The 22,430-nt window shown below is 66.5% G+C and carries 20 protein-coding genes; 12 read left to right on the plus strand and 8 right to left on the minus strand.

Translation table 11 applies throughout. The features are described 5' to 3' along the window. Positions 1-6: 6 nt before the first annotated feature. The 5 genes from ACW6W5_RS05995 to ACW6W5_RS06015 are packed head-to-tail and all read left to right on the plus strand — an operon-like array spanning position 7 to position 7,091. Complete coding sequence (locus ACW6W5_RS05995) at positions 7-1,323, plus strand: sugar ABC transporter substrate-binding protein (protein WP_226956633.1); 1,317 nt, start codon at positions 7-9, stop codon at positions 1,321-1,323. After that, positions 1,320-2,201: a carbohydrate ABC transporter permease gene (locus ACW6W5_RS06000; RefSeq protein ID WP_019182881.1), complete on the plus strand. Its 882-nt coding sequence runs from the start codon at positions 1,320-1,322 to the stop codon at positions 2,199-2,201. Before ACW6W5_RS05995 ends, ACW6W5_RS06000 begins: the two co-directional genes overlap by 4 nt. Further along, positions 2,198-3,034, plus strand: a complete 837-nt coding sequence (locus ACW6W5_RS06005; protein WP_019182882.1) for a carbohydrate ABC transporter permease — start codon at positions 2,198-2,200, stop codon at positions 3,032-3,034. The genes ACW6W5_RS06000 and ACW6W5_RS06005 overlap by 4 nt, the downstream gene beginning before the upstream one ends. Then, positions 3,031-6,213: a discoidin domain-containing protein gene (locus ACW6W5_RS06010; protein WP_152152692.1), complete on the plus strand. Its 3,183-nt coding sequence runs from the start codon at positions 3,031-3,033 to the stop codon at positions 6,211-6,213. Before ACW6W5_RS06005 ends, ACW6W5_RS06010 begins: the two co-directional genes overlap by 4 nt. Before the next feature lie 20 nt (positions 6,214-6,233). Then, positions 6,234-7,091, plus strand: a complete 858-nt coding sequence (locus tag ACW6W5_RS06015) for an endonuclease/exonuclease/phosphatase family protein (protein ID WP_458233634.1) — start codon at positions 6,234-6,236, stop codon at positions 7,089-7,091. Positions 7,092-7,367: 276 nt separating this feature from the next. On the opposite strand, the gene ACW6W5_RS06020 is transcribed toward ACW6W5_RS06015, so the two are convergent. Then, on the minus strand, positions 7,368-10,808 hold the full coding sequence (locus tag ACW6W5_RS06020) for an Rne/Rng family ribonuclease (RefSeq protein ID WP_152152690.1): 3,441 nt from the start codon (positions 10,806-10,808) through the stop codon (positions 7,368-7,370). 403 nt (positions 10,809-11,211) lie between these two features. On the opposite strand from ACW6W5_RS06020, the gene ACW6W5_RS06025 reads away from it, so the two are divergent. Beyond that, positions 11,212-12,189 (plus strand): RluA family pseudouridine synthase, encoded by a 978-nt coding sequence (locus tag ACW6W5_RS06025; RefSeq protein ID WP_026069733.1) that lies wholly within the window; start codon positions 11,212-11,214, stop codon positions 12,187-12,189. Between the two features lie 63 nt (positions 12,190-12,252). On the opposite strand, the gene zupT is transcribed toward ACW6W5_RS06025, so the two are convergent. The 3 genes from zupT to ACW6W5_RS06040 form a co-directional block, all read right to left on the minus strand. Further along, positions 12,253-13,062 (minus strand): zinc transporter ZupT, encoded by an 810-nt coding sequence (gene zupT / locus ACW6W5_RS06030; protein ID WP_019182887.1) that lies wholly within the window; start codon positions 13,060-13,062, stop codon positions 12,253-12,255. A 107-nt stretch (positions 13,063-13,169) separates the two neighbouring features. Then, entirely contained in the window at positions 13,170-13,589 is a 420-nt protein-coding gene (locus ACW6W5_RS06035) for an energy transducer TonB (protein WP_121038078.1), read from the minus strand. A gap of 4 nt (positions 13,590-13,593) precedes the next feature. Further along, the gene (locus ACW6W5_RS06040; RefSeq protein ID WP_019182889.1) at positions 13,594-13,935 is read right to left on the minus strand and encodes a 4a-hydroxytetrahydrobiopterin dehydratase; all 342 of its coding nucleotides are present in this window, start codon (positions 13,933-13,935) and stop codon (positions 13,594-13,596) included. Positions 13,936-14,027: 92 nt separating this feature from the next. Between ACW6W5_RS06040 and ACW6W5_RS06045 the strand changes: the two genes are divergently transcribed. Both ACW6W5_RS06045 and ACW6W5_RS06050 read left to right on the plus strand, forming a co-directional pair. Next, positions 14,028-14,627 (plus strand): NfuA family Fe-S biogenesis protein, encoded by a 600-nt coding sequence (locus ACW6W5_RS06045; protein ID WP_121038075.1) that lies wholly within the window; start codon positions 14,028-14,030, stop codon positions 14,625-14,627. Positions 14,628-14,636: 9 nt separating this feature from the next. Next, positions 14,637-16,358: a hypothetical protein gene (locus tag ACW6W5_RS06050; RefSeq protein WP_152152688.1), complete on the plus strand. Its 1,722-nt coding sequence runs from the start codon at positions 14,637-14,639 to the stop codon at positions 16,356-16,358. Between the two features lie 104 nt (positions 16,359-16,462). On the opposite strand, the gene ACW6W5_RS06055 is transcribed toward ACW6W5_RS06050, so the two are convergent. Further along, positions 16,463-16,912, minus strand: a complete 450-nt coding sequence (locus ACW6W5_RS06055) for a barstar family protein (protein WP_121038069.1) — start codon at positions 16,910-16,912, stop codon at positions 16,463-16,465. Continuing rightward, positions 16,909-17,382 carry a guanyl-specific ribonuclease gene (locus tag ACW6W5_RS06060; RefSeq protein ID WP_121038066.1) on the minus strand — a complete coding sequence of 158 codons (474 nt, stop codon included), beginning with the start codon at positions 17,380-17,382 and terminating at the stop codon, positions 16,909-16,911. The genes ACW6W5_RS06055 and ACW6W5_RS06060 overlap by 4 nt, the downstream gene beginning before the upstream one ends. 268 nt (positions 17,383-17,650) lie before the next feature. On the opposite strand from ACW6W5_RS06060, the gene ACW6W5_RS06065 reads away from it, so the two are divergent. Then, positions 17,651-18,262: a superoxide dismutase gene (locus tag ACW6W5_RS06065; protein WP_121038063.1), complete on the plus strand. Its 612-nt coding sequence runs from the start codon at positions 17,651-17,653 to the stop codon at positions 18,260-18,262. An 81-nt stretch (positions 18,263-18,343) separates the two neighbouring features. Here the strand turns inward: ACW6W5_RS06065 and ACW6W5_RS06070 are convergent, their stop codons facing one another. Then, positions 18,344-19,192 carry an endonuclease/exonuclease/phosphatase family protein gene (locus tag ACW6W5_RS06070; RefSeq protein ID WP_121038060.1) on the minus strand — a complete coding sequence of 283 codons (849 nt, stop codon included), beginning with the start codon at positions 19,190-19,192 and terminating at the stop codon, positions 18,344-18,346. Positions 19,193-19,369: 177 nt separating this feature from the next. Here ACW6W5_RS06070 and ACW6W5_RS06075 point away from each other — a divergent pair, with 177 nt between their 5' ends. Together ACW6W5_RS06075 and ACW6W5_RS06080 are read left to right on the plus strand one after the other, a co-directional pair. Then, complete coding sequence (locus ACW6W5_RS06075; RefSeq protein WP_152152686.1) at positions 19,370-20,932, plus strand: POT-type proton-dependent oligopeptide transporter; 1,563 nt, start codon at positions 19,370-19,372, stop codon at positions 20,930-20,932. A 7-nt stretch (positions 20,933-20,939) separates the two neighbouring features. Next, positions 20,940-21,563, plus strand: coding sequence for a rhomboid family intramembrane serine protease (locus tag ACW6W5_RS06080; RefSeq protein WP_019182898.1), 624 nt, complete (start codon positions 20,940-20,942; stop codon positions 21,561-21,563). A 110-nt stretch (positions 21,564-21,673) separates the two neighbouring features. Here ACW6W5_RS06080 and ACW6W5_RS06085 read toward each other — a convergent pair whose 3' ends face one another. After that, positions 21,674-21,853, minus strand: a complete 180-nt coding sequence (locus tag ACW6W5_RS06085; protein ID WP_121038054.1) for a hypothetical protein — start codon at positions 21,851-21,853, stop codon at positions 21,674-21,676. 212 nt (positions 21,854-22,065) lie between these two features. On the opposite strand from ACW6W5_RS06085, the gene ACW6W5_RS06090 reads away from it, so the two are divergent. Continuing rightward, on the plus strand, positions 22,066-22,368 hold the full coding sequence (locus ACW6W5_RS06090; protein ID WP_121041132.1) for a GNAT family N-acetyltransferase: 303 nt from the start codon (positions 22,066-22,068) through the stop codon (positions 22,366-22,368). Positions 22,369-22,430 lie beyond the last annotated feature (62 nt).

Genomic DNA, 22,430 nt, shown 5'->3' on the forward strand with positions numbered 1-22,430 from the left:
CTGGGGTTGAGTCTGTTGCTGCTGCTGGTCGGCAGCCTGTTGTTGAGTGCCTGCCGGAAAGAACCGGAAGGGGTCACCGTGCGTTTCTGGGCGATGGGCCGCGAGGCCGAAGTGGTCACCGGCCTGATCCGCGAGTTTGAAGCGGAAAACCCGGGCATTCATGTGGATGTCCAGAACATCCCGTGGACGGCCGCGCATGAAAAACTGTTGACCGCATTCGCGGCCGACGGGCTGCCGGATGTGTGCCAGCTGGGCAACACCTGGATTCCCGAGTTCGCCGAGCTCAACACCCTGACCCCGCTGCAGCCCTATGTGGCGCAGTCCAAGGTGGTGGACCCGGCCGATTACTTCCAGGGCATCTGGGACACCAACGTCATCCATGACGAACTGGTCGGCGTGCCGTGGTACGTCGATACGCGCCTGCTGTATTACCGCAAGGACATGCTGGCCAAGGCCGGCTATGACCACCCGCCGCGTACCTGGGGCGAGTGGAACGAGATGATGGCGGCGATCAAGAAGATGCAGGGCGCGAACCGCTATGCGGTGCTGATGCCGATCAACGAGTTCGAGCAGCAGCTGTCCTTCGCCCTGCAGCAGCCCGATCCGCTGCTGCGTGACGATGACACCCGTGGCAACTTCAGCAGCCCCGGCTTCCGCAGGACGCTGGGCTTCTACGAAAACATGTTCGCGCAGGGCTGGGCCCCGCGCATGTCCGAGACGCAGATCTCCAACGTCTGGGATGAGTTCTTCCGCGGCTTCAACGTGTTCTACGTGTCCGGCCCCTGGAACATCCGCGAGTTCAAGAAGCTGCAGCCCAAGGCGCTGGAGGGGCAGTGGGGCACCGCTGCGCTGCCGGGTCCGGACGGCCCCGGCGCCGGCATCGCCGGGGGTACCAGCCTGGTGATCTTCCGTTCTTCGCAGCAGAAGGAAGCCTCGTGGAAGCTGATCGAGTTCCTGTCGCGCCCGGCGATCCAGGAGCGCTTCCATTCGATCATCGGTGACCTGCCGCCACGGCGCAGCACCTGGGAATACCCCTCGCTGGCCAACGACCCGTTGGCGCAGCCGTTCCGCGATCAGCTCGAGCGGGTCAAGCCCACGCCGAAAGTGCTGGAGTGGGAGCGCATCGTGCAGGAAATGCGGATCATCACCGAACAGGTGGTGCGTGGTGGCATGGATCAGGACGTAGCAGTGAAAGAACTGGACAAGCGCGTGGACAAGGTCCTCGCCAAACGCCGTTGGATGCATGAGCAGCACCGCCAGGACTCGTCTGGCGTAAGCGACAAGCAGCACTCCAGTGCGGTCGCAACGGAGGCGGCACCATGAAGCAGCGTTCGCTTGCCGGTTGGATGTTTGCCGGCCCGGCCATCCTGGTCATCGCGGTGTTCTTCGGCCTGCCGGTGTTCTCGGCGCTGGCGCTGAGCATCACCGATTTCGATCTGTACGCACTGGCCGATGGCGAAAACCTGCGTTTCGTCGGCCTGGGCAACTACATCGATCTGCTGCAGACCCCGATGTTCTGGAAGTCGCTGTGGAATACCACCTACTTCGTGATCGTCGGCGTGCCGATGTCGATCGCGGTATCGCTGGGCGCGGCGATCCTGCTCAACGCGCCGGCCGCCCGCTTCAAGGCGTTGTTCCGTACCGCGCTGTTCGCCCCGGTGGTGACCACCCTGGTGGCGGTGGCGGTGATCTGGCGTTACCTGTTCCATACCAGCTACGGCCTGGTGAACTACGGCCTGGGCCATCTGGGCATCAGCCCGATTGACTGGCTGGGCGACCCGAACTGGGCGATGCCGACCATCATGCTGTTCGCGGTGTGGAAGAACTTCGGCTACAACATGGTGATCTTCCTGGCCGGCCTGCAGGCGATCCCGCATGACCTGTACGAGGCCGCGCGCATCGACGGTGCCTCGCGCTGGAAGCAGTTCCTGCACATCACCCTGCCGATGCTGGGCCCGGTACTGCTGGTGGTCGGTGTGATCACCGTGTCCGGTTATTTCCAGCTGTTCGCCGAGCCCTACGTGATGACGCGTGGCGACCCACTGCAGAGCACGGTCAGCGTGCTGTATTTCATGTTCGAAGAAGGCTTCAAGTGGTGGAACCTGGGCCGCGCCTCCGCGGTGGCGTTCCTGCTGTTCCTGATCATCCTGGGCGTGACCAGCATCATGCTGCGTTTCGGCCGCAAGAGGCAGTTGGTATGAGTCGTGAAATCGGTCAATCGCGCTGGCATGCCTGGTGGGTCAATGGTGGCCTGCTGGTGCTTGCCGCGCTGAGCCTGGCGCCGCTGTTGTGGATGCTGTCGGTGTCGTTCATGCCGACCGGCGAGGCGGCGCATTTCCCGCCGCCGCTGCTGCCGTCCTCGCTGACCACCGCGAACTACCACGAGTTGTTCGCGCGCACCGGGATGGCCAACAACTTCGTCAACAGCCTGATGGTGTCGCTGGCCATCACCTTCGGCTCGCTGCTGCTCAACACCATGGCCGGCTACGCCTTCGCCAAGTTGCGCTTCGCCGGCCGCGAGCGCATCTTCCAGCTGCTGCTGGCCGCACTGGTGATCCCCGCGCAGGTGGCGATGCTGCCGCTGTTCCTGCTGATGAAGCAGCTGGGCCTGGTCAACAACTTCGGTGGCGTGATCGTGCCGGCGCTGGCCACCGTGTTCGGCATCTTCCTGGTGCGCCAGTACGCCCGTTCGATCCCGGATGAGCTGCTCGAAGCGGCCCGCATCGACGGGGCAGGGGAGCTGCGGATCTTCTTCCAGATCGTGCTGCCGATGCTCAAGCCGGTGCTGGTGACCCTGTCGATCTTCACCTTCATGGCGGCCTGGAACGATTTCATGTGGCCCTTGATCGTGTTGACCGACCAGGAGCACTACACTCTCCCGGTGGCCCTGGCCACGCTCTCGCGCGAGCACATCATGGACGTTGAAATGATGATGGCCGGCGCGGTGGTCACGGTGGTTCCGGTGCTGCTGCTGTTCCTGGCATTGCAGCGTTATTACATCCAAGGTCTGTTGCTGGGGAGTGTCAAAGGGTGAAGCATGCCGTCGTCGCGGTGGGTCTGGGTCTGGTCTGGTCACTGGCGGCCTCGGCCGCACCGCCGGCGACGCCGGTGTTGCCCGCACCCAAGGTGCTGGACAGCTTCGATGACATGACCCCGTGGAAGCTGGTCGTCTCCGATCAGGTCAGCGGCTCGCTGCGCAGCGTGGCCGGCAGTGGCGGTGGCCGCGCGCTGTGTGTGGATTACGACTTCCACAACGTGTCCGGCTATGTCGGCATACGCCGCGAGCTGGGCATCCAGTACCCGGAGAATTACCAGTTCGGCTTCCAGCTGCGTGGCGATTCCCCCGCCAACGATCTGCAGTTCAAGCTGATCGATGCCAGTGGCGACAACGTGTGGTGGGTCAATCGCCCCGGCTATGCGTTCCCCAAGGCGTGGACGCCGGTGCAGTACCGCAAGCGCCAGATCGACAAGGCCTGGGGCCCGGAGACGGACAAGACGCTCAAGCGCAGCGCTGCGATGGAGTTCACGATCTACAGCAAGGTCGGTGGCAAGGGCACGGTCTGTTTCGACCGGCTCACGCTGCAGGGCCTGCCGCCGGCCGATACATCTTCGCTGAGCCCCTCGGTGATCGCCGATACCGCCACCGCGCTGCAGAACCGCATCGTCGATGGCAAGCCGGACACGGTCTGGATCAGCGGCGGTGTGGCCGAACAGACCATCAGCCTGGACCTGCACAAGGTGCGCGAGTTTGGCGGGGCGGTGATCGAATGGCTGCCCGGGCTGGAGGCCACACGCTACGTGGTGCGTTCCTCGGCCGATGGGCGCAACTGGAACACGCTGCGCGAGGTGACCGCCGGCGGCGGTGGCCGCGACTGGCTGGCGCTGCCGGATACGGAAGCGCGGTACCTGCGCTTCGACCTCAAGGGCGGCCCGAGCTGGCGCTACGGTATCCGCGATATCACGCTCAAGCCGCTCGAGTTCGCCGATACCCCGAATGATTTCGTCCGCTCGGTCGGTGCCGACCTGCCACGCGGTTCGGTGCCACGTGGCTTCACCGGCGAGCAGCCGTACTGGACGCTGCTCGGGTTGGATGGCGGTCGCGAGCAGGCCTTGATCGGCGAAGACGGTGCGCTGGAAGTGGCCAAGTCCAGCTTCAGCGTCGAACCGTTCGTGCTGGTCGACAACAAACTGCTGAGCTGGGCCGACGTAAAAACCAGCCAAGCGCTGCAGGACGATTACCTGCCTATCGCCAACGTCGGCTGGACCCACGACAAGGCTGGCCTGCAGGTGACCGGCTTCGTGCAGGGCACGCCGGACAACGCGCAGCTGGTCGGTCGTTACACCCTGCGCAACCCGGACAAGGTGGCCCACGAGTACACCCTGGCCCTGGCCGTGCGCCCATGGCAGGTGAACCCGCCGACCCAGTTCCTCAATACCGTCGGCGGCGTCAGCCGGATCGACAACCTGTCCTTCGACCCGACCCATGTCGACGTCAACGGCACGCCGCGCCTGTACCCGGCACAGGCACCGGACGCGGCCTTCGCCACCGCGTTCGACAGCAAGTTCGACGTGGTCCACCTGGCCAGCGGCAAGCTGCCAGGCACCACCGAAGTGAAGGACAGCACCGGCCTGGCCTCGGGTGCGCTGCTGTACCGCTGGAAGCTGGAGCCTGGCCAGAGCCGCGAGGTCGCCATCGTGCTGCCGCAGACCGGCAACTGGGCGATGCCCAAGGCCTTCGATGCGGCCAAGGCGCAGCAGCAGGTCGCTTCGATGTGGCGGACCAAACTGGACCAGGTGACGCTGCAGGTCCCCGCGGCTGGCAAGCCGCTGGCCGATACGCTGCGCACCGCGTTGGCGCACATGCTGATTTCGCGCATCGGCCCCAGCCTGCAGCCGGGCACGCGTTCGTATTCGCGCAGCTGGATCCGCGATGGCGCGATGATTTCCGAAGGCCTGCTGCGGATGGGCCGCAGTGATGCGGTGCGCCAGTACGTGAACTGGTATGCGCCCTATCAGTTCGACAATGGCAAGGTGCCGTGCTGCGTGGACTCGCGCGGCAGTGACCCGGTGCCGGAGAACGACAGCCACGGCGAGTTGATCTTCAACATCGCCGAGTACTGGCGCTACACCGGCGACTCCACCTTCCTGGAGCTGATGTGGCCGCATGTGCAGGGCGCCTACCAGTACATGGAGCAGCTGCGCCTGAGCGAGCGCACCGAAGACAACCGCGCGCGCAACCCCGCCTTCTACGGGATGATGCCGGTCTCGATCAGTCACGAAGGGTATTCGGCCAAGCCGATGCATTCGTACTGGGACAACTTCTGGGCGCTGCGTGGCTACAAGGACGCGGCGATCATCGCCAGCACGCTGGGCAAGGCCGAAGCGCTGCAGATCAGTGAATCGCGCGATCAGTTCCGTGACGACCTGCAGGCTTCGCTGCTGGCGGCGACCGCGCAGCACAAGATCGACTATCTGCCCGGTTCAGCCGAACTGGGCGATTTCGATGCCACCTCGACCACCATCGCACTGGCGCCGGCCGGCGAGCAGGGGCGCCTGCCGCAGCCGTACTTGAACAACACCTTCGAGCGCTACTGGAGCGAGTTCGAAGCGCGCCGCGATGGCAAGCGCGAGTGGAAGGACTACACCCCGTACGAGTGGCGCAACGTGGCCGCCTTCGTGCGCCTGGGCTGGCGTGACCGCGCCTGGCAGGCGACCGAGTTCTTCTTCAAGGACCGTGCACCGCAGCCGTGGAACCAGTGGGCCGAAGTGGTCTCGCGCACGCCGCGCAAACCGTTCTTCCTGGGTGACCAGCCACATGCGTGGGTGGCCTCGGACTTCGTGCGTTCGGCATTGGACATGTTCGCCTACAGCCGCGACATCGACGACAGCCTGGTGCTGGCCGCGGGCGTGCCGTCGCGCTGGCTGGAAGGCAAGGGCGTGGGCGTGCAGGGCCTGCGCACACCGAACGGGCAGCTCAACTACGCGCTGATCCGCAACGACAAGCAGCTCACCCTGACCGTGTCGGCCGGCCTGGTGCCGCCGGCCGGTGGCGTGGTGCTGCCGTGGCCGTACAGCGGCGAGCCTGGCGCCACCACCGTCAATGGTGAGCCGGCGGAATGGGTGGGCGGCGAACTGCGTGTGATGCAGGTGCCGGCCAAGGTCGAGATCGAGATTCCGGCGTCGGTACGCCGGGCGGAACGCAAGGCACCGTAATGCGGCAGATGACGATGATGATGCGCGGCCTGCTGGCCGCCGTGCTGGCGTCCGCGCCGCTGGTGGCACTGGCGCAGGGCACCGTGGCGGCGCCCGCGCAGGAGATGACCATGGTCACCTTCAATCTTCACCACGACCGCGAGAACTGGCCGGCCCGCCGCCAGGTGATCCTGCGTGAACTGCAGGCACTGCAGCCCGATGCGATCGCGCTGCAGGAAGTGATCCAGAAGCCCCATGTGCGCAACCAGGCCGCATGGTTGGCGCGCAAGCTGGGCTATGAGTATCAGTTCGTCTCGACCGATCCGCCGGGGCGTTTCAAGCGCTACGGCAATGCCCTGCTGACCCGGCGGCCGGTGCTGTCGCGCAACGACCATCTGCTGGCGCCGCTGGGCGACTACCGGACCGTGGCGCATCTGCGCATCGATGTGGACGGTCGCCCGGTCAATGTTTATGCCACGCATTTGAACGAGCGTTCGGACGAGGTCGGCAGCCGCATCCGTGGAGAACAGGTGGCGGATCTGCTGGCCTTCATCGCGCAGAGCGCAGGCGACGCGCCGGTGGTCGTGGCGGGTGACTTCAACGCGCTGGTGGACGCCGGGGACCTGAGCGAGCTGCGCAATCACTACGGCGACAGCTACGGCAGCGTGCACGTCAACAACGAACTGGCCCAGGTCAGCACGCTCAACCGGCACTACTACGACGCGCCCTCGCGCATCGACCATATTTTCTTCCAGCAGGATCGACTGCTTGCCCGTGAGGCGAAGATCCTGTTCGACCAGCCGTACGCCGATGGCCGCTGGGCCTCGGATCATTACGGCGTGTGGACCCGGCTGCAGTTCGCGCCGGCCACCGGAAACGCCGGCGCGACGACGCCCTGAGGCGCGCGCCGCGTCATCGGTGATGGCGTAGCGCGCGACCGGCTGCCTCCACGCATGGCGTGGATCTGCCCTTGACGTATTCCGTGCAGGATCCACGCGTGGCGTGGGTCTACCCTTGATGCATCCGATGGCCCGTGTAGATCCACGCCATGCGTGGATGCGCTCAGCGCCGCCATCATGACCGGTTGACGCACGCCACTGCATGCGCCATCCCCCCCCCAAACGCAGACAGCGGCCCGAAGGCCGCTGTCTGTTTGTTGCGTCACTCACTCAGGATCAGAGCGTGTCTTTCTTTTCCTGGTCGGCCTTGTCGCCTTCCTCGGCCTGCGGGGCATCGGTGGGGATGTCCTCGCGCGCTTCGGCCTGCGCGGCCTGTTCGGCGGCGTTGGTCGCCGCCGGGGTGTCGCTGGCGGCCGAACCGAACAACTGACCGTTGTGCACGACCGGGCCGGCCGGGGCCGATTCGGTGCGGGCCTGCGGGGCTGCCGGCTGTGCCGGCGCCTGGGTCGCATCGACGGCATCCAGCATGCTGGTCTGCACCGGTGCGACGGTCGGCTCCTTCACTTCCTGCGGGGCGGCCTCAACAACCGGGGCCGCCGGAGCAGCAACCGGAGCCGGAGCCGCCGGAGCAGCCACCGGGGCCGGGGCGGTCGCCGCCGGAGCAGCTACCGGAGCCGGAGCTGCCGGAGCAGCTGCCGGAGCAGCTGCCGGAGCAGCTGCCGGAGCAGCAACCGGAGCAGCAACCGGAGCAGCAACCGGAGCCGGGGCGGCCGGAGCAGCGACCGGGGCCGGAGCCACCGGAGCAGCGACCGGAGCCGGAGCCACCGGAGCAGCAACCGGAGCCGCCGGAGCCGGCCTCGGGCTTTCCACGAACGGCACCGGGTCGTTGTAGGAGGCCGGGGCCTTCTCAGCGACCGGCTCGACGGCCGGCGCAGCGGCCTTCTCGACGACCGGGGTTGGTGCCTTCTCGGCCACCGGGGCCGGGGTCGGCTCGGCATGACCAGCGGTCACGACCGGGCTGCTGACCACGGCGACCGGAGCGGCGGCAGCCACTGCCGCCACCGGGGCCGGGCGCGGGGCCTGGACAGGTGCGGGGGCAGCGGCCGGCGCGTTGCCGGATTCGTCGTCGAACTCGAACTCCGGCTGCGGCTGACCGTTATTGGCGACCTGGCGCTCGGCCGGGGCGGCGGTATCGCCGTCCTGATCGCCGTCCTGGTCGTCGCCCTCGTCATCCAGACCGTTGTCGTCACCATTCAGGCCATCGCTGCCGGCAGCCTGCTCACCGTTGCCACGACGACGACGACGGCCACCGCGACGGCCACGACGACGACGCGAAGCGCCTTCGCCGGTACCGTCTTCGGCATTGGCCGGCGCGTCACCCTGTTCGGTGGCGTCGGTGTCGCCCAGCTGTGCATCCTCGGCCGGAGCGGCCTTGGCCGTTTCCTGGACGTGGGCGGCCGGCGCGGCGCCATCGGTGGCGACCACGGCAGCCGCAGCGATCACGGCGGCGTCGGCAGCGACCGGTGCGGCGGTGGTCGGCTTGGGTGCATCGGCCTGCGGCTGACGCGCGGGCTTCTCGCTCATGGCCGGCTTGTCGCCGTCGTTCTGCTGCGGCTTGGCCTGGCCGTTCTGGCCCTGCTTCTGCTTCAGCTTCGGCTGCTGCTGGTCATTGCGCGGTTCATTGCGCGGCTTGGCCGGCTGCTGCTCGTTGCGCGGCTTGCCCTGCGCGGGTGCCTGCACCTGTGCCGCATTGCCATTGGCCGGTGCGGCGGTTTCCTGGCGGCGCTCCTCACGGCGCTCGCCCTTCGGGCCACGTTCGCCACGCTCACCACGGTCCTTGCCACGGCCCTGCGCCTGCGCATTGCCGTTGCCACCACGTTCGCCACGCTCATCGCGGCGGCCGTTGCGGTCTTTGCCGTTGCGATCCTTGTTGCGACCGTTGCGGTTGCCGTCCTGGCCCGAGCGGTTGCTCGGCTGCGGTGCGGCGGCCGGGGCCGGTTCGCCACCGAAGATGCGCTTTAGCCAACCCACCACGCCGGTTGCCGCCGGGGCGGCAACGGGGGCCGCGACCGGGGCCGGTGCGGCTTCCGGTTCCGGGGCGTCACGCACCGGGGCCGGCTGGCTGTGCTTGACCTGGGTCACCACCGGGGCGACCGGGATGTTCAGCTGGGCCTTGGTCAGCGCGTGCACCGGCAGCTTGCGCGGGGTACCGCGCTGGTAGCTCGGCTTGCCGCTTTCTTCGCCCAGCTCGTTCTCACGCAGGCGGGTTACTTCGTAATGCGGGGTGTGCAGCTGCTCATCGGCGACGATCACGATCGGCGCGTCATGGCGCTGTTCGATCTCGCGCAGCGCGCTGCGCTTTTCGTTGAGCAGGTAGTTGGCGATCTCGACCGGGGCCTGGACCAGCACCTGCCCGGTGTTCTCCTTCATCGCATGCTCTTCAGCCACGCGGATGATGGAGAGCGACAGCGACTCGACGCTGCGCATGCGGCCATGGCCGTCGCAACGCGGGCAGACGATCTGGCTGGATTCGCCCAGGCTCGGACGCAGGCGCTGGCGGCTCATTTCCATCAGGCCGAAGCGCGAGATGCGGCCCAGCTGCACGCGCGCACGGTCGTACTTGAGCGCGTTCTGCAGGCGGTTCTCGACTTCGCGCTGGTGCTTGTTGGAGGCCATGTCGATGAAGTCGATGACCACCAGGCCGCCCAGATCGCGCAGGCGCAGCTGGCGGGCCACTTCGTCGGCCGCTTCCAGGTTGGTCTGGAACGCGGTGTCCTCGATGTCGCTGCCCTTGGTGGCGCGCGAGGAGTTGACGTCGATGGCGGTCAGCGCTTCGGTCTGGTCGACCACGATCGAGCCGCCCGACGGCAGGCGGACGTTGCGTTCATACGCGCCTTCGATCTGCGATTCGATCTGGAAGCGGTTGAACAGCGGGATGTCGTCCTTGTAATGCTTGAGCTTGCGCAGGGTCTGCGGCATCACCTGCTGCATGAACTCCTGGGCGGTCTCGTACAGCTCTTCGGTGTCCACCAGGATCTCGCCGACATCGGCGCGCAGGTAGTCACGCAGGGCGCGCACGATCAGGCGCGATTCCTGGTAGATCAGGAACGAGGCCGGCTTGGTCAGTGCCGCTTCGGCGATCGACTTCCAGACCTGCAGCAGGTAATCCAGATCCCACTGCAGCTCTTCGGCATCGCGGCCGACGCCGGCGGTGCGGATGATCACGCCCATGTCGTCGGGGATGTTCAGCTTGTCCAGCGCTTCCTTCAGCGCGGCGCGGTCTTCGCCCTCGATGCGACGCGAGACGCCACCGGCGCTCGGCGAGTTCGGCATCAGCACCATGTAGCGGCCGGCCAGCGAGATGAACGTGGTCAGGGCAGCGCCCTTGTTGCCGCGTTCTTCCTTGTCCACCTGGACCACGACTTCCTGGCCCTCACGCAGCAGCTCGCGGATGCCGGCCTTGTTGTGGTCGACGCCGGCCTGGAAGTAATCGCGGGAGATTTCCTTCAGCGGCAGGAAGCCATGGCGCTCACCGCCGTATTCGACGAAGGCCGCTTCCAGTGAAGGCTCAAGGCGCGTGATGCGACCCTTGTAGATGTTCGACTTTTTCTGTTCCTTGGACGGCTGTTCGATGTCGATGTCGTACAGCGTCTGGCCATCCACGATGGCTACCCGCAGCTCTTCAGCCTGCGTGGCATTGATCAGCATTCGCTTCATTCTTGCGTTCCTCGCGCGCTGCTACCGCGCGGAACGCCATGGGGTTTCGCTTCTGGTCACGCTTCACCGCCCATCGCGCATGCGCGGGGAGGGCGGTTTGGGTTTCCAGCGCTACAACACCACGGCAGGCCGCGGGAGCGCTTCATTTGTTTTGGTTTGGGTGTAACGGGGCCGGAGGCAGCTTTCAGCCAGGCTGGAGCGCCACAGGGACATGTTCAGCGCGAATGCGTGTCAGACATCCGGCGATGGCCGGGACCGCCGGTGAGCCGCTAACATGGCCGCCCCGGGGGCGGTGGCTGCGCACTGTGCCGGAATCGCGGGAAGTCGGGCTTCTGGCCCAGAGCAACTTCCAACGAAATCAATCCCTTATCTCGCCTGCCGAGTGTAACAGAATAAAAGGCCAATGACCGTTACCGAGCCCACCCCCAAAGCCGCTGAAGCCATGACCAGCGTACGTATCATCACTGTCCCGGCCGACCGCGCCGGGCAACGCCTGGACAACTTCCTGCTCGGCCAGCTCAAGGGTGCACCGCGCAGCCTGATCTACAAGCTCGTCCGCAGTGGCCAGGTCCGCGTCAATGGTGGCCGCGCCAAGGCCGAGCGCAAGCTCGAGGGCGGCGACGAAGTCCGGGTCCCGCCGGTCCGTCTCAACGAGGAAGGCGACAAAGCGGGTCCGCCCGCGGCATTCATGAAACGGCTGGAAGATGCCATCGTGTTCGAAGACGATCGGCTGCTGGCCCTGAACAAGCCGTCGGGCGTGGCCAGCCACGGCGGCAGTGGCATCAGCTTCGGCGCGATCGAGACGCTGCGCGCCCTGCGTCCGGGAAAGACCCTGGAACTGGTGCATCGGCTGGACCGGGATACCTCGGGCCTGCTGATCGTGGCCAAGAAGCGCTCGGCGCTGAGCGAGCTGCAGGCGCTGCTGCGCGAAGACCACGGTGCCGGCATCCGCAAGCGCTACCTGACCCTGCTGGCCGGCCGCATGCCCGATGGCACCATGACCGTGGATGCCCCGTTGCACGTGGGTCTGCGCCAGGGCGGCGAGCGGCACGTGCAGGTCAATCCGATCGGCAAGGAGTCGATCAGCCACTTCAAGGTGCTGGAGCGCAAGGGCGGGCATTCGTACTGTGAGGTCCGCATCGAAACCGGCCGCACCCACCAGATCCGCGTGCATGCCCAGCATCTGGGTCATCCGGTGGCCGGTGACGACAAGTATGGCGATCCGGACGTCAACAAGCGGCTTCGTGAGCAGATCGGCCTGAAACGGCTGTTCCTGCACGCGGCCTCGCTGGAGTTCGCCCTGGACGCGGGCAAGACGCCGTACCTGATCAATGCACCGCTCGCCGAGGAGCTCGTCGAGGTGTTGAACCGGTTGAAGTGAGCGCCGGCAGATAACGCCGTGCCGAACGGAGGGTAGTGCCGGCCGCTGGCCGGCTCTGCACCGTCACCATTTGAACAACACCAGGCTGATCGCCAGGCTGCCCATGCCGGCCACCAGGCCGTACACGGTCTCGTGGCCCTTGGCGTAGCGCTTGGCCGCCGGCAGCAGTTCATCCAGGGCCAGGAACACCATCACCCCGGAAATGATGCCGAACACCCAGCCGAAGGTGGCGTGGTTGAGGACCCCTGACAGGGCCACATACCCGATCGCCGCGCCGATCGGCTCCGCCAACCCGGACAGCAGGCTGGCGCCGAACGCGTAGAATTTGTTCTGCGTGGCGAAATACACCGGGACCGCGATCGCGATGCCCTCGGGGATGTTGTGGATGGCGATGGCGAAGGCCAGCGGCATGCCCACCGACGGGCTTTCCAGCGTGGCGAAGAACGTTGCCAGCCCCTCGGGGAAGTTATGCGCGGTGATCGCCACCGCCGTCAGCAGGCCGACCCGCTTGATGTAGGCCTTGTTGTTGTCGCGGAACAGCGGGTCCTGCTTGTCCAGACTCTCGTGCGGGTTCGGGATCAGGTGGTCGATCACCACGATCAGCAGCACGCCGACCAGGAAGGCCGCGGTGCCGTAGGCGAAGCCCAGCCGGGCGTCATAGGCCTGGGTGAACGAGTCGATCGCCTTGTTGAGGATCTCGGTCAGCGAGACGAAAACCATCGCGCCACCGGCAAAGGCCAGCCCGAACGCCAGCAGGCGCGGGTTGGGCCGGCGCGAGAACAGCACCATCAGGCTGCCCAGCGCGGTGGCCAGGCCGGCGGCCAGGGTGACCGCCAGGGCGATCCATACGTTTTCACTGGAAATATCAGGCATCCGCCAACGCGTCCTTGTAGAAGTGCAGCGCGCCCCGGGCAACAACACCGGGGCGCGAAGTAGGGAGCACGAGGTTTGCGGCGGCTGACCTCAATACAACGCGACGATCAGCCGCCGCGGCGCAGCCGTTCTTCGACCGCGAAGCACTGGTCGGGCTTGGGCTGCGGCGGGTTGAAGCTGACCGGCACCTGGATCGTGGTCGAGACCGCCTGCCCGGCGCGGGTGGCCGCCTTGAACTGCCAGGCCTGTACGGCCTTCTGTGCCTGCTCGTCGAGCTGGGCATTGCCGCTGCCGCTGGCGAGCTGGACCTGGCTGGGCTGGCCATCGGCGGCGATGGTCACCTTGAAGGTGCTGGTGCCGCCGATCCCCTGGCAGGCCAGTTCGATCGGGTACTCCGGCGGGGGCGTCTTGACCGCGGCGACCTCGGTGGGCGCAGCGACCGGGGCGGCCGGTTCGGCGGGCGTCTTGTTGCACCCGGCCAGGGCGGCCAGGGCAAGGCTGGACAGCATGATGTACTGCAATTTCATGGGCTTACTCCGTCAGGGCCGAGGCTTTCGCCGCGCAGATGAAGTCGTTCTCGCTCAGGCCGCCCACATCGTGGGTGGAGAAGCGCACCACGGCGCGGTCGTAATGCACGCCCAGGTCCGGGTGGTGGTCCTCGCGATGGGCCACCCAGGCCAAGGCGTTCACGAAGGCCATGGTGCCGTGGTAGTTGTCGAAGCGGAAGGTGCGGGTCAGCGCCTGGCCGGCCTCGGCCAGCTCCCAGCCGGGAATCTGCGCCAGCAGCTCGGTGACCCGGGCGGTGCCGAGCTTGTGGTCGCTGCCTTTGCGCGGCACGCAGTGCGCTTGCGCCAGCGGAATCAGGTCGGCCATGGGTTCCTCCACACATCTGGATGACTGAACAATGCGCGGTCCGGTGTATAAACCGAATGAGCGCATAACAAGGGATTGGCTAGAATAGCCCGATGATCCAGATATCCGACACTGCCCAATCCTATTTCCGCAAGCTGATCGAACGTGAGGCCGTGCCCGGCATGGGTGTGCGCCTGACCGCCGTCGATGCGGGTACCCCGCGCGCCGATGCCCGCCTGGAGTTCGCTGATCCCAGTGAACTGCTGGGTGATGAGTGGGCGGTGGACTGCGATGGCTTCACCCTTTACGTGGCCGCCGCCAGTGTGGCCTGGGTCGATGGCGCCGAGATCGACTTCGTCACCAATGCCACCGGCAGCCAGCAGCTGACCATCAAGGCCCCCAAGATCAAGGGCGAGGCGCCGACCGAAGGCTCCTCGCTGGTCGAGCGCGTGCGCTGGGTGGTGGAGAATGAAGTCAATCCGCAGCTGGCCTCGCACGGCGGCAAGGTCGCGGTGCAGGAAGTCTCGGCCGATGGCGTGGTGCTGCTGCGCTTCGGCGGTGGCTGCCAGGGCTGCGGCATGGCCGACGTCACGCTCAAGCAGGGCATTGAAAAGACCCTGATGGGGCGGGTGCCCGGCATCACCGCGGTGCGCGATGCGACCGACCACGACAGTGGCGACGCGCCGTACATTCCCCGCGGCACGGCAGCCTGATCCCGCTGCGTGCCACTGCGCCGGGCTGACGACATCCTCGAGTGGCTGCTGGCTCGCCAGCCGGACACGCGCTTTCTTGAAAAAACCACCGGCCTCCCCTATGGGTGGGGCCTGTGGCTGCGTGCGTTGTCGCCGTTGCCGCGTCCGTTCCGGGCCAGCGAAGTGCTGGCCGAGCTGGCCCAGCGTGAGCCGGTACCGCACGGCGGGCGGCTGCCGGCGCTGAGTTTCGTGCAGGCGATGCGCCGGCTGCTCTGGCAGGGCTGGGAACCGGCCCCGCGCGACCAGCGCTGGATGCGCTGGACCTCGGCGGTGATCAGCGCGTTGTTGCATCTGTTGTTCGCCTTGGCGCTGCTGTGGGTCGCCTTGATCCGGCCGCCCAGCGAACCGGAACAAGGCGGTAAGAGCGGGCGTGTGCAGGTGTCGTTCGTTGGACGCGGCACGCCGCAGCAGGAAGAGGGCGCGCAACCTGCCACTGCCGAGCCGGCCACGGCGGAAGCTGCGATCGCTGCGGCGATGGCCAATGCCCAGGCGATGGCGCAGGCCGAGGCCGATGCGCAGACAGCATCGGCCCCACAGCCGACCGCAGCGCCGGCGCCACCGAGCGAGCCGCAACCGGCGCCACCCGCGCCGGCGACGCCCGCGGTGGAGCAGCCCGTCCAGGCGACCGAGGTGGCCGAGGCCACCACCGATTTCGTGGTGCCGCCGACCAGCGTCCCGCGCACCGAAGTACGTGTGATGACGCGCGAACCGCAGGACATTGCCGTCCGTGAGCGCACCGTGGTCACGGTGGAGACGCCGACGCCGCGTGCCACCGTACCGGCGCCGCGCCCGGCCGAACCGCAGGTGCGCACGCCCGAGCTGAGCGTGCAGGAGCGGCAGGTCACCGTGGTCGAAGCGCCGACACCCACCGTGGCCATTCCCGGGCCGCGCGTGGAGGCCACCGTGCCCCAACGTGACGTGCAGGTGCGCGAACGCGAGATCCGGCCGGTGAGCGCGCCGGCGGTGAGCGTGCCCACATTGCCCACGCGCGAGGTGGCTGTGTCCGGTCGAACGCCGGATGTCGCCGTGCGCGAGCGCGCGGTGCCCAACGCCGCCCCGCGCCCGGCACCGCCATCACCGGCGGCGGCGGCGGCGAGCAATGCCAGCAGTGCTGCGAGTGCGTCCACGGCGTCCGCTGCAGCGCGCGCCCCGGCGAGCCCCTCCAAGGCGCCCCCGGGCAGTTGGGCCACGCCCAACCGTTCCGACGACTGGGGTGCGGCCAATCATCCGCAGGATGCCGACCTCAATGGCAGGGCCGTGAGTGCGACCCAAGGCAATGCCGGCAGCCTGTTCAAGGCCGATGGCAGCGTGCGCGTGCCTGGCCAGGAGGGGCGCGCAAACAGCGAGCGTGGCGCGCCGGGCGGCGATAAGGACGGCTGGAGCAAGGAGCGCATCGCGCAGTCCGGCACATGGCTCAAGCGCCCGCCGTACGACTACACGCCGACCTCGTTCGACAAGTACTGGGCCCCCAACGAATCGCTGCTGGCCGAGTGGGTACGCAAGGGCATCAAGGCCGTCGAGATTCCGATCCCAGGCACGAGTTCATCCATTTCCTGCGTGATTTCCGTGCTGCAGTTCGGTGGCGGCTGCGGCCTGAGCGATCCGAACATGCAGGACCAGCCGGCCATCGCCCGCCCGCCGCCGGACATCCCGTTCAAGAAAGAACTGCAGGAAGACAACGGCAGCCGATGAGGCTGTGCCTCATCGGCAGTAGAGCCACCCCAGGGGTGGCCGCCCTGGGGTCAGGCATCAGGGGCGTCACAGCAAAGCATGGCGTGGCTCTGCCCGGAGAGGGGTTACGGCGTCGCGGCGTCCTCGTCCAGTTCCACGTCTGCATCGCGCAGTGCCACGAACGCCCAGAACGGCACGTTGCTGTCGCTCCAGTAGCGGCTGGCTTCGTCGAGCACATCCAGCAGCGTGTCGAAATCGGCACCGGCATCGCTGCGCAGGGCATCGGCATCGCTGAAGAACAGCGCATAGCCGTTCGCCGGCAGCCAGGCCAGGTCGCGCAGGTTATCGGTCAGCGCATCCCAGTTGCCGCCGAAGCCGGTTGGAAAATCCAGGCGTGCGGCCAGGCGCATCAGCAGCGTGCGTTTGTCGTGGCAGCCGTCCAGATCGATCTGGATCACGCGCAGGCCGGCATCGCGCATCGCGGCCGACAAGGGGGCGACATCATCGTTGCCGATCGCATAGATACCGGCATTGTTGATGTCGTGCAGGCCCAACTCGAATCCGTCATGCGTCATTGCCAGCTCCCGGCAGGTGGAACGTCGAAACTGCGGAACGTTTCATAGTGATCATCGGTGTAGAACCAGCCAGTAGGGGGTGTGCCGCCGGTGACGATGCGCCGCGCGCCGCGATTGCCGGCGCCGGGCGTGTCCACCGTGTATTCGTGGTAATAGCCGCGCGGCCGCTGCGGCAGGCGCTGTTCGCGGTTGCTGAAAATGCTGCCGTCCTGCCGGTGCGGGTACGGGCCGCCGCGCTGGATCAGTGCGATGGTGTCGCGCGCCTCGGCGGGCAGGAACGGGGGCAGGGGATCGCGCGCTGCCTTGGCCGATGCGGGTGATGACGTCGCGGCACTGGCGGGCGGCGCGGCATCCGGTTGCGTCAGCGATGGCGCGAACTGCGGCGCCGGCGGGCGTTGGGCCAGCTTGATGGCGGCCAGGCCGCCCACCAGCAGCACGATGGCGATCAACAACAGCAGTGGCTTGCGCATGAGGGGCCAAGGGCGATGGGCGAGGCGACTACTCTACTGCGATCATCGCCCCGCACGGTGAGGCCCAGCCGAACAGGCGTGCTGCGTTGCGAGGGAGCCCACCTCGCCCGGCGTGCACCGTCACTGTCGCGTCACGATCCGGACACGCGGCCGACCGCACAGGACGAAGTTTCCTTTACATGGCCCTTGGTAAGCTTATCGGCCATCCCCATCATCGACTCCGCAACGCCCGGTCTTTGCCGGGTGAGTGAGCTACCAGGAGAACCACATGGCCTATACCCTCCCCAAGCTGTCCTACGCCTACGACGCGCTCGAGCCGCATATCGACGCAGCGACGATGGAAATCCACCACACCAAGCATCACCAGACGTACATCAACAACGTCAACGCCGCGCTGGAAGGCACCGAGTTCGCCGATCTGCCGGTGGAAGAACTGGTCAAGAAGACCAAGTCGCTTCCGGAAAACCTGCAGGGCGTCGTGCGCAACAACGGCGGCGGCCACGCCAACCACACCCTGTTCTGGACCGTGATGTCGCCCAACGGCGGCGGTGCACCGGTGGGCGACGTGGCCAAGGCCATCGATTCGCAGCTGGGCGGCCTGGAGAAGTTCAAGGAAGCCTTCACCAAGGCCGCACTGACCCGCTTCGGCAGCGGCTGGGCCTGGCTGAGCGTCACCCCGGACAAGAAGGTCGTGGTGGAAAGCAGCGCCAACCAGGACAGCCCGCTGATGGACGGCAACACGCCGATCCTGGCCCTGGACGTGTGGGAACACGCGTACTACCTGAAGTACCAGAACCGTCGCCCGGAATACATCGGCGCGTTCTTCAACGTCGTCGACTGGAATGAAGTCGAGCGTCGTTACCAGGACGCCATTGCCTGATCGGCAGGGTCACCTGAAACGAGAACGGCCAGGCAGCGATGCCTGGCCGTTCTTCGTTGCGCCGCCGGGAGCCCTGCGACATCAGGGCGCGCTGGTGCTCTCCGGCGTCTGCAGGCGCAGGGTCGCCATGGTGCCCAGACGCATCGTGGCGGGGTCACTTTCGCTGGCCGGCAGCTTGATGCTGTCCTGGCGGATGCCGCCGAAATACTTCACCTGGAACAGCACGTCCAGGCCGTGCCCACGTGCCGCGCCGGCCAGTGAGGGCGGATCCACGCGTTCGCCGGGGTTCTTGCGGGCCGGCTGGAAGCCCGGCGTGCTGCCCACCAGTTCGGTGATCTCGGCGGAGAAATCGCCGGCGATCAGCGAGGGCAGGCCCTCGGCGGTCGCGCCGATCCAGGTCATCAGGTCGCTGGTCTGGTGCCGGCGGATCTGCGCGTCGTCCGGCTCCGGCCGCAGCCGGGCCACGTAGATGTTGATCAGCTCTTCGCGCAGCTTGATCCGCACCATGCCGGCGGCGCTGAACTGCCCGGGCGGGTGCAGCAGGGTGACGGCGTCGTCGGTGACCGGCAACCGGGTCAGCATCGCGCTGCCATGGCGCAACGGCTGGCTGGGCGGATCGGCGGTGACGAAATCGCAGCTGTAGCGCAGACGGCTGGCCAGCCAGCAGGCCGGGTTACGCCCCTGGGTCTGCAGCACGCGCTGCACCGCGATCACGTCCGGCTGCATGGATTCGAGCAGCTGCAGCACCTGGTCCCGCCGTTGCTGCCACTGCGCATCGTCCTGCGTCGGCAGTTCCAGCGTGGCGATCTTCAGCGAGGGCAGGGCATCCTCGGCCTGGCGTGCGTGCGCGCCTGCGGCGGGGGCCGCCAGCAACAGCAGCAGGATCCAGCCTGTCCAACGTCGGGTCCCACCAGTGATGTGCGTGCGCATAACGATAAGTTTACGCTTCCGCCGTCGACGATCCGTGACATGGGTGCCATCCCGCGCGGCCGTTTTCGGCCTGCCTGCCATGTCCGGCGCCGCCTGTCATGCAGCTGTGCAGCGTGCGCTGGGGTAGGGGCTTCCGGTAATCTTGGTCCTTTCGTGTTTGCAGGACAGCCCCACAGGATGAGCAATATCGCAGCCGCCAGCGCAGGCAAAGGAAAGATGCCGCGCCAGATTCCCTACATCATCGGCAATGAGGCCTGCGAACGCTTCAGCTTCTATGGGATGCGCAACATCCTGGTGCAGTTCCTGATCACCTCGCTGCTGCTGCAGGAGATCACCGCCGATGGCCGTGCCGGCGAGGCCAAGGACATCATGCACAGCTTCATGATCGGCGTGTATTTCTTCCCGCTGCTCGGTGGCTGGCTGGCCGACAAGTTTTTCGGCAAGTACCACACCATCCTGTGGTTCAGCCTCATTTACTGCGCCGGCCACGCCTGCCTGGCCATCTTCGAGGACAGCCGCCAGGGCTTCTTCGTCGGCCTGGGCCTGATCGCGCTGGGCGCCGGTGGCATCAAGCCGCTGGTGGCCTCGTTCATGGGCGATCAGTTCGACCAGAGCAACAAGCATCTGGCCAAGCTCGTGTTCGATGCCTTCTACTGGATCATCAACTTCGGCTCGCTGTTCGCCTCGCTGCTGATCCCGCTGGCACTGAAGAACCTGGGCCCGTCGTGGGCCTTCGGCATCCCGGGCATCCTGATGTTCGTGGCCACCTTCGTGTTCTGGATGGGCCGCAAGCGCTATGTGCTGGTGCCGCTGCCGCCGAAGGACCCGCATTCGTTCGGCAACGTGGTGCGCACCGCGCTGTCGGCGCAGGTGCCGGGCAAGGGCCGTCCGGGGCGTACGCTGGCGATCCTTGGTGCGGTGCTGGCGGTGGCCTCGATGGGGCTGGTGGGCAGCCTGGGTATCGTGATCTGCCTGTGCATCGCGCTGGTCCTGCTGCTGGCTGGTATCGGTGGCGGCACCTGGATCCAGCTGGACCGCGCCCGTGCAGTGCATCCGGCCGAGGCCGTGGAAGGTGTGCGCTCGGTGCTGCGCGTGCTGGTGATCTTCGCGCTGACCACGCCGTTCTTCTCGCTGTTCGACCAGAAGGCCTCGACCTGGGTGTTGCAGGGCCAGCAGATGGCCATGCCGAGCTGGTTCACCGCCTCGCAGATGCAGGCGCTGAATCCGCTGCTGGTGATGATCCTGATTCCCTTCAACAACCTGGTGCTGTACCCGATGCTGCGCCGCTTCGGCTTCGAGCCGACCGCGCTGCGCCGGATGACCGCCGGTATCGCCTTCAGCGGCCTGGCCTGGATCGTGGTCGGCGGCATCCAGGTGATGATGGATGGCGGCAACGTCATGTCCATCTTCTGGCAGATGCTGCCCTACGCGCTGCTCACCTTCGGTGAGGTGCTGGTCTCGGCCACCGGCCTGGAGTTCGCCTACAGCCAGGCGCCGCAGGCCATGAAGGGCGTGGTGATGAGCTTCTGGAATCTGACCACCACCATCGGCAACCTGTGGGTGCTGCTGTCCAACGCGGCGGTGCGCAACGATACGGTGACCCACCAGATCGCCAGTACCGGCTTGAGCGAGGCGGCGTTCCTGATGTTCTTCTTCGCCGGCTTTGCGTTCCTGGCGGCGTTGGCCTTCGGTTGGTATGCCAAGCGCTATCGTATGGTCGACAACTACCGCACCGCCTGAGCCTGACATGACCCCAGTCAACCTGCTGCTGATCGCCATCACCGTCATCGTGTCGTGGATGGCGTTCAAGAACCGTGCGCTCGCCGACCGCCTGATCCTGTGGCCGCCGGCGGTGGACCGCAACCGTCAGTACGATCGCCTGATCACGTACGGGTTCATCCACGCCGATCTGTCGCACCTGGCGTTCAACATGATCACGCTGTTCTTCTTCGGCGGCTTCATCGAACAGGTGATGCTGCAGTTGAGCGGCAGCTACCTGACCTATCCGGCGTTCTATCTGGGTGCGTTGCTGGTGTCGATCCTGCCGAGCTATCTGAAGAACCAGAAGAACCCCAACTACCTCAGCCTGGGGGCATCGGGCGCGGTGTCGGCGGTGTTGTTCGCCTTCATCCTGATCAAGCCGTGGTCGATCATCCTGGTGCTGTTCATTCCGGCCCCGGCGATCATCTATGCGGTGTTCTACGTGGGCTACAGCATCTGGATGGACCGCCGCGGCGGCGATCGCATCAACCACAGCGCGCATCTGGCCGGTGCGGCCTTCGGTGTGCTGTTCATGCTGGCCATGCAGCCGAGCATCTTCAGCCACTTCCTGCGTGAGCTGAGCAACCCGACCTTCCGCCTCGGCGGTTGAGTCGGGGCCTACCGACCAACGGTCGGTACCTGCAACGTGGTACCTGGCGCGGGTAGCTCACGACCGTTGGTCGTGAGCCCGGTAACCCTCAGGCGTGAGCGTCTCAGCCGTCAGGCAGCCTTCTTTCCGTCTACACCATAGGTGCTGAGCAGGCGGGAATAGACCTCGTTGTCGATCTGGTCGAATTCCCAACCCTGGGTCTGGCCGTTCACGGCCAACTGGAACAAGCCTTCCAGCAGGGAGGTATCGGCGTCGCCGTGGGGGGCGGGGGCAGGTGCGGTGTTGTCCATGCGGACCTCCGGAAAGCGGGTGCGTACAGGCAGGTCTTCGCAAAAGCCATGCCAGCTTTCACGCCCTGTCCGACTCCAGTATCGGCCGGAGGGCGCCGGGCTTTAGGGCGGGATGTGACGCAGCACGTCGCTGCTTGCCCCTGTTCAGGCTTCACGCGATCATGGCGGCCGGCTGCGCACTATCGCTGCAGTCGCCGCAGGAGACACCGCTCATGGCTTCGGTCACGCCGCCCGGACTGGCTTACGAGGTGGAGCACGATCTGGCCAATCACCGCTTCCAGGCCCGGGTCAAAGGGCATCTGGCGCTGCTGGATTACCAGATCAAGCGCAAGCGGATGATCATCACCCATACCGAGGTGCCGGAGCCGATCGCCGGCCGTGGCGTGGCGGGTGAGTTGACCAAGGTGGCGCTGCGCTATGCGCGCGAACAGAAATTCAAGGTGGTGCCGGCCTGCGCTTACGCCGAGGCGTTCCTGCAGCGGCACGAGGAGTACGACGACCTGCTGGTCCGATGACGACAGCGGGTCATGCTTCAGGGATGGCCGATCATGATGGTGGGTTACAACAAGGGGATTTC

The organism is Stenotrophomonas sp. IS26, assembly GCF_054188265.1.

Bases quoted from the DNA above. Each gene is read 5' to 3' on its own strand.
- zupT (WP_019182887.1), bottom strand. From the start codon at position 13,062: ATGCCTGATATTTCCAGTGAAAACGTATGGATCGCCCTGGCGGTCACC.
- ACW6W5_RS06075 (WP_152152686.1), top strand. From the start codon at position 19,370: ATGAGCAATATCGCAGCCGCCAGCGCAGGCAAAGGAAAGATGCCGCGC.
- ACW6W5_RS06090 (WP_121041132.1), top strand. From the start codon at position 22,066: ATGGCTTCGGTCACGCCGCCCGGACTGGCTTACGAGGTGGAGCACGAT.
- ACW6W5_RS06020 (WP_152152690.1), bottom strand. From the start codon at position 10,808: ATGAAGCGAATGCTGATCAATGCCACGCAGGCTGAAGAGCTGCGGGTA.
- ACW6W5_RS06070 (WP_121038060.1), bottom strand. From the start codon at position 19,192: ATGCGCACGCACATCACTGGTGGGACCCGACGTTGGACAGGCTGGATC.
- ACW6W5_RS06015 (WP_458233634.1), top strand. From the start codon at position 6,234: ATGCGCGGCCTGCTGGCCGCCGTGCTGGCGTCCGCGCCGCTGGTGGCA.
- ACW6W5_RS06080 (WP_019182898.1), top strand. From the start codon at position 20,940: ATGACCCCAGTCAACCTGCTGCTGATCGCCATCACCGTCATCGTGTCG.
- ACW6W5_RS06040 (WP_019182889.1), bottom strand. From the start codon at position 13,935: ATGGCCGACCTGATTCCGCTGGCGCAAGCGCACTGCGTGCCGCGCAAA.
- ACW6W5_RS06045 (WP_121038075.1), top strand. From the start codon at position 14,028: ATGATCCAGATATCCGACACTGCCCAATCCTATTTCCGCAAGCTGATC.
- ACW6W5_RS06035 (WP_121038078.1), bottom strand. From the start codon at position 13,589: ATGAAATTGCAGTACATCATGCTGTCCAGCCTTGCCCTGGCCGCCCTG.
- ACW6W5_RS06005 (WP_019182882.1), top strand. From the start codon at position 2,198: ATGAGTCGTGAAATCGGTCAATCGCGCTGGCATGCCTGGTGGGTCAAT.
- ACW6W5_RS06065 (WP_121038063.1), top strand. From the start codon at position 17,651: ATGGCCTATACCCTCCCCAAGCTGTCCTACGCCTACGACGCGCTCGAG.
- ACW6W5_RS06060 (WP_121038066.1), bottom strand. From the start codon at position 17,382: ATGCGCAAGCCACTGCTGTTGTTGATCGCCATCGTGCTGCTGGTGGGC.
- ACW6W5_RS06055 (WP_121038069.1), bottom strand. From the start codon at position 16,912: ATGACGCATGACGGATTCGAGTTGGGCCTGCACGACATCAACAATGCC.
- ACW6W5_RS06085 (WP_121038054.1), bottom strand. From the start codon at position 21,853: ATGGACAACACCGCACCTGCCCCCGCCCCCCACGGCGACGCCGATACC.
- ACW6W5_RS06025 (WP_026069733.1), top strand. From the start codon at position 11,212: ATGACCGTTACCGAGCCCACCCCCAAAGCCGCTGAAGCCATGACCAGC.
- ACW6W5_RS06000 (WP_019182881.1), top strand. From the start codon at position 1,320: ATGAAGCAGCGTTCGCTTGCCGGTTGGATGTTTGCCGGCCCGGCCATC.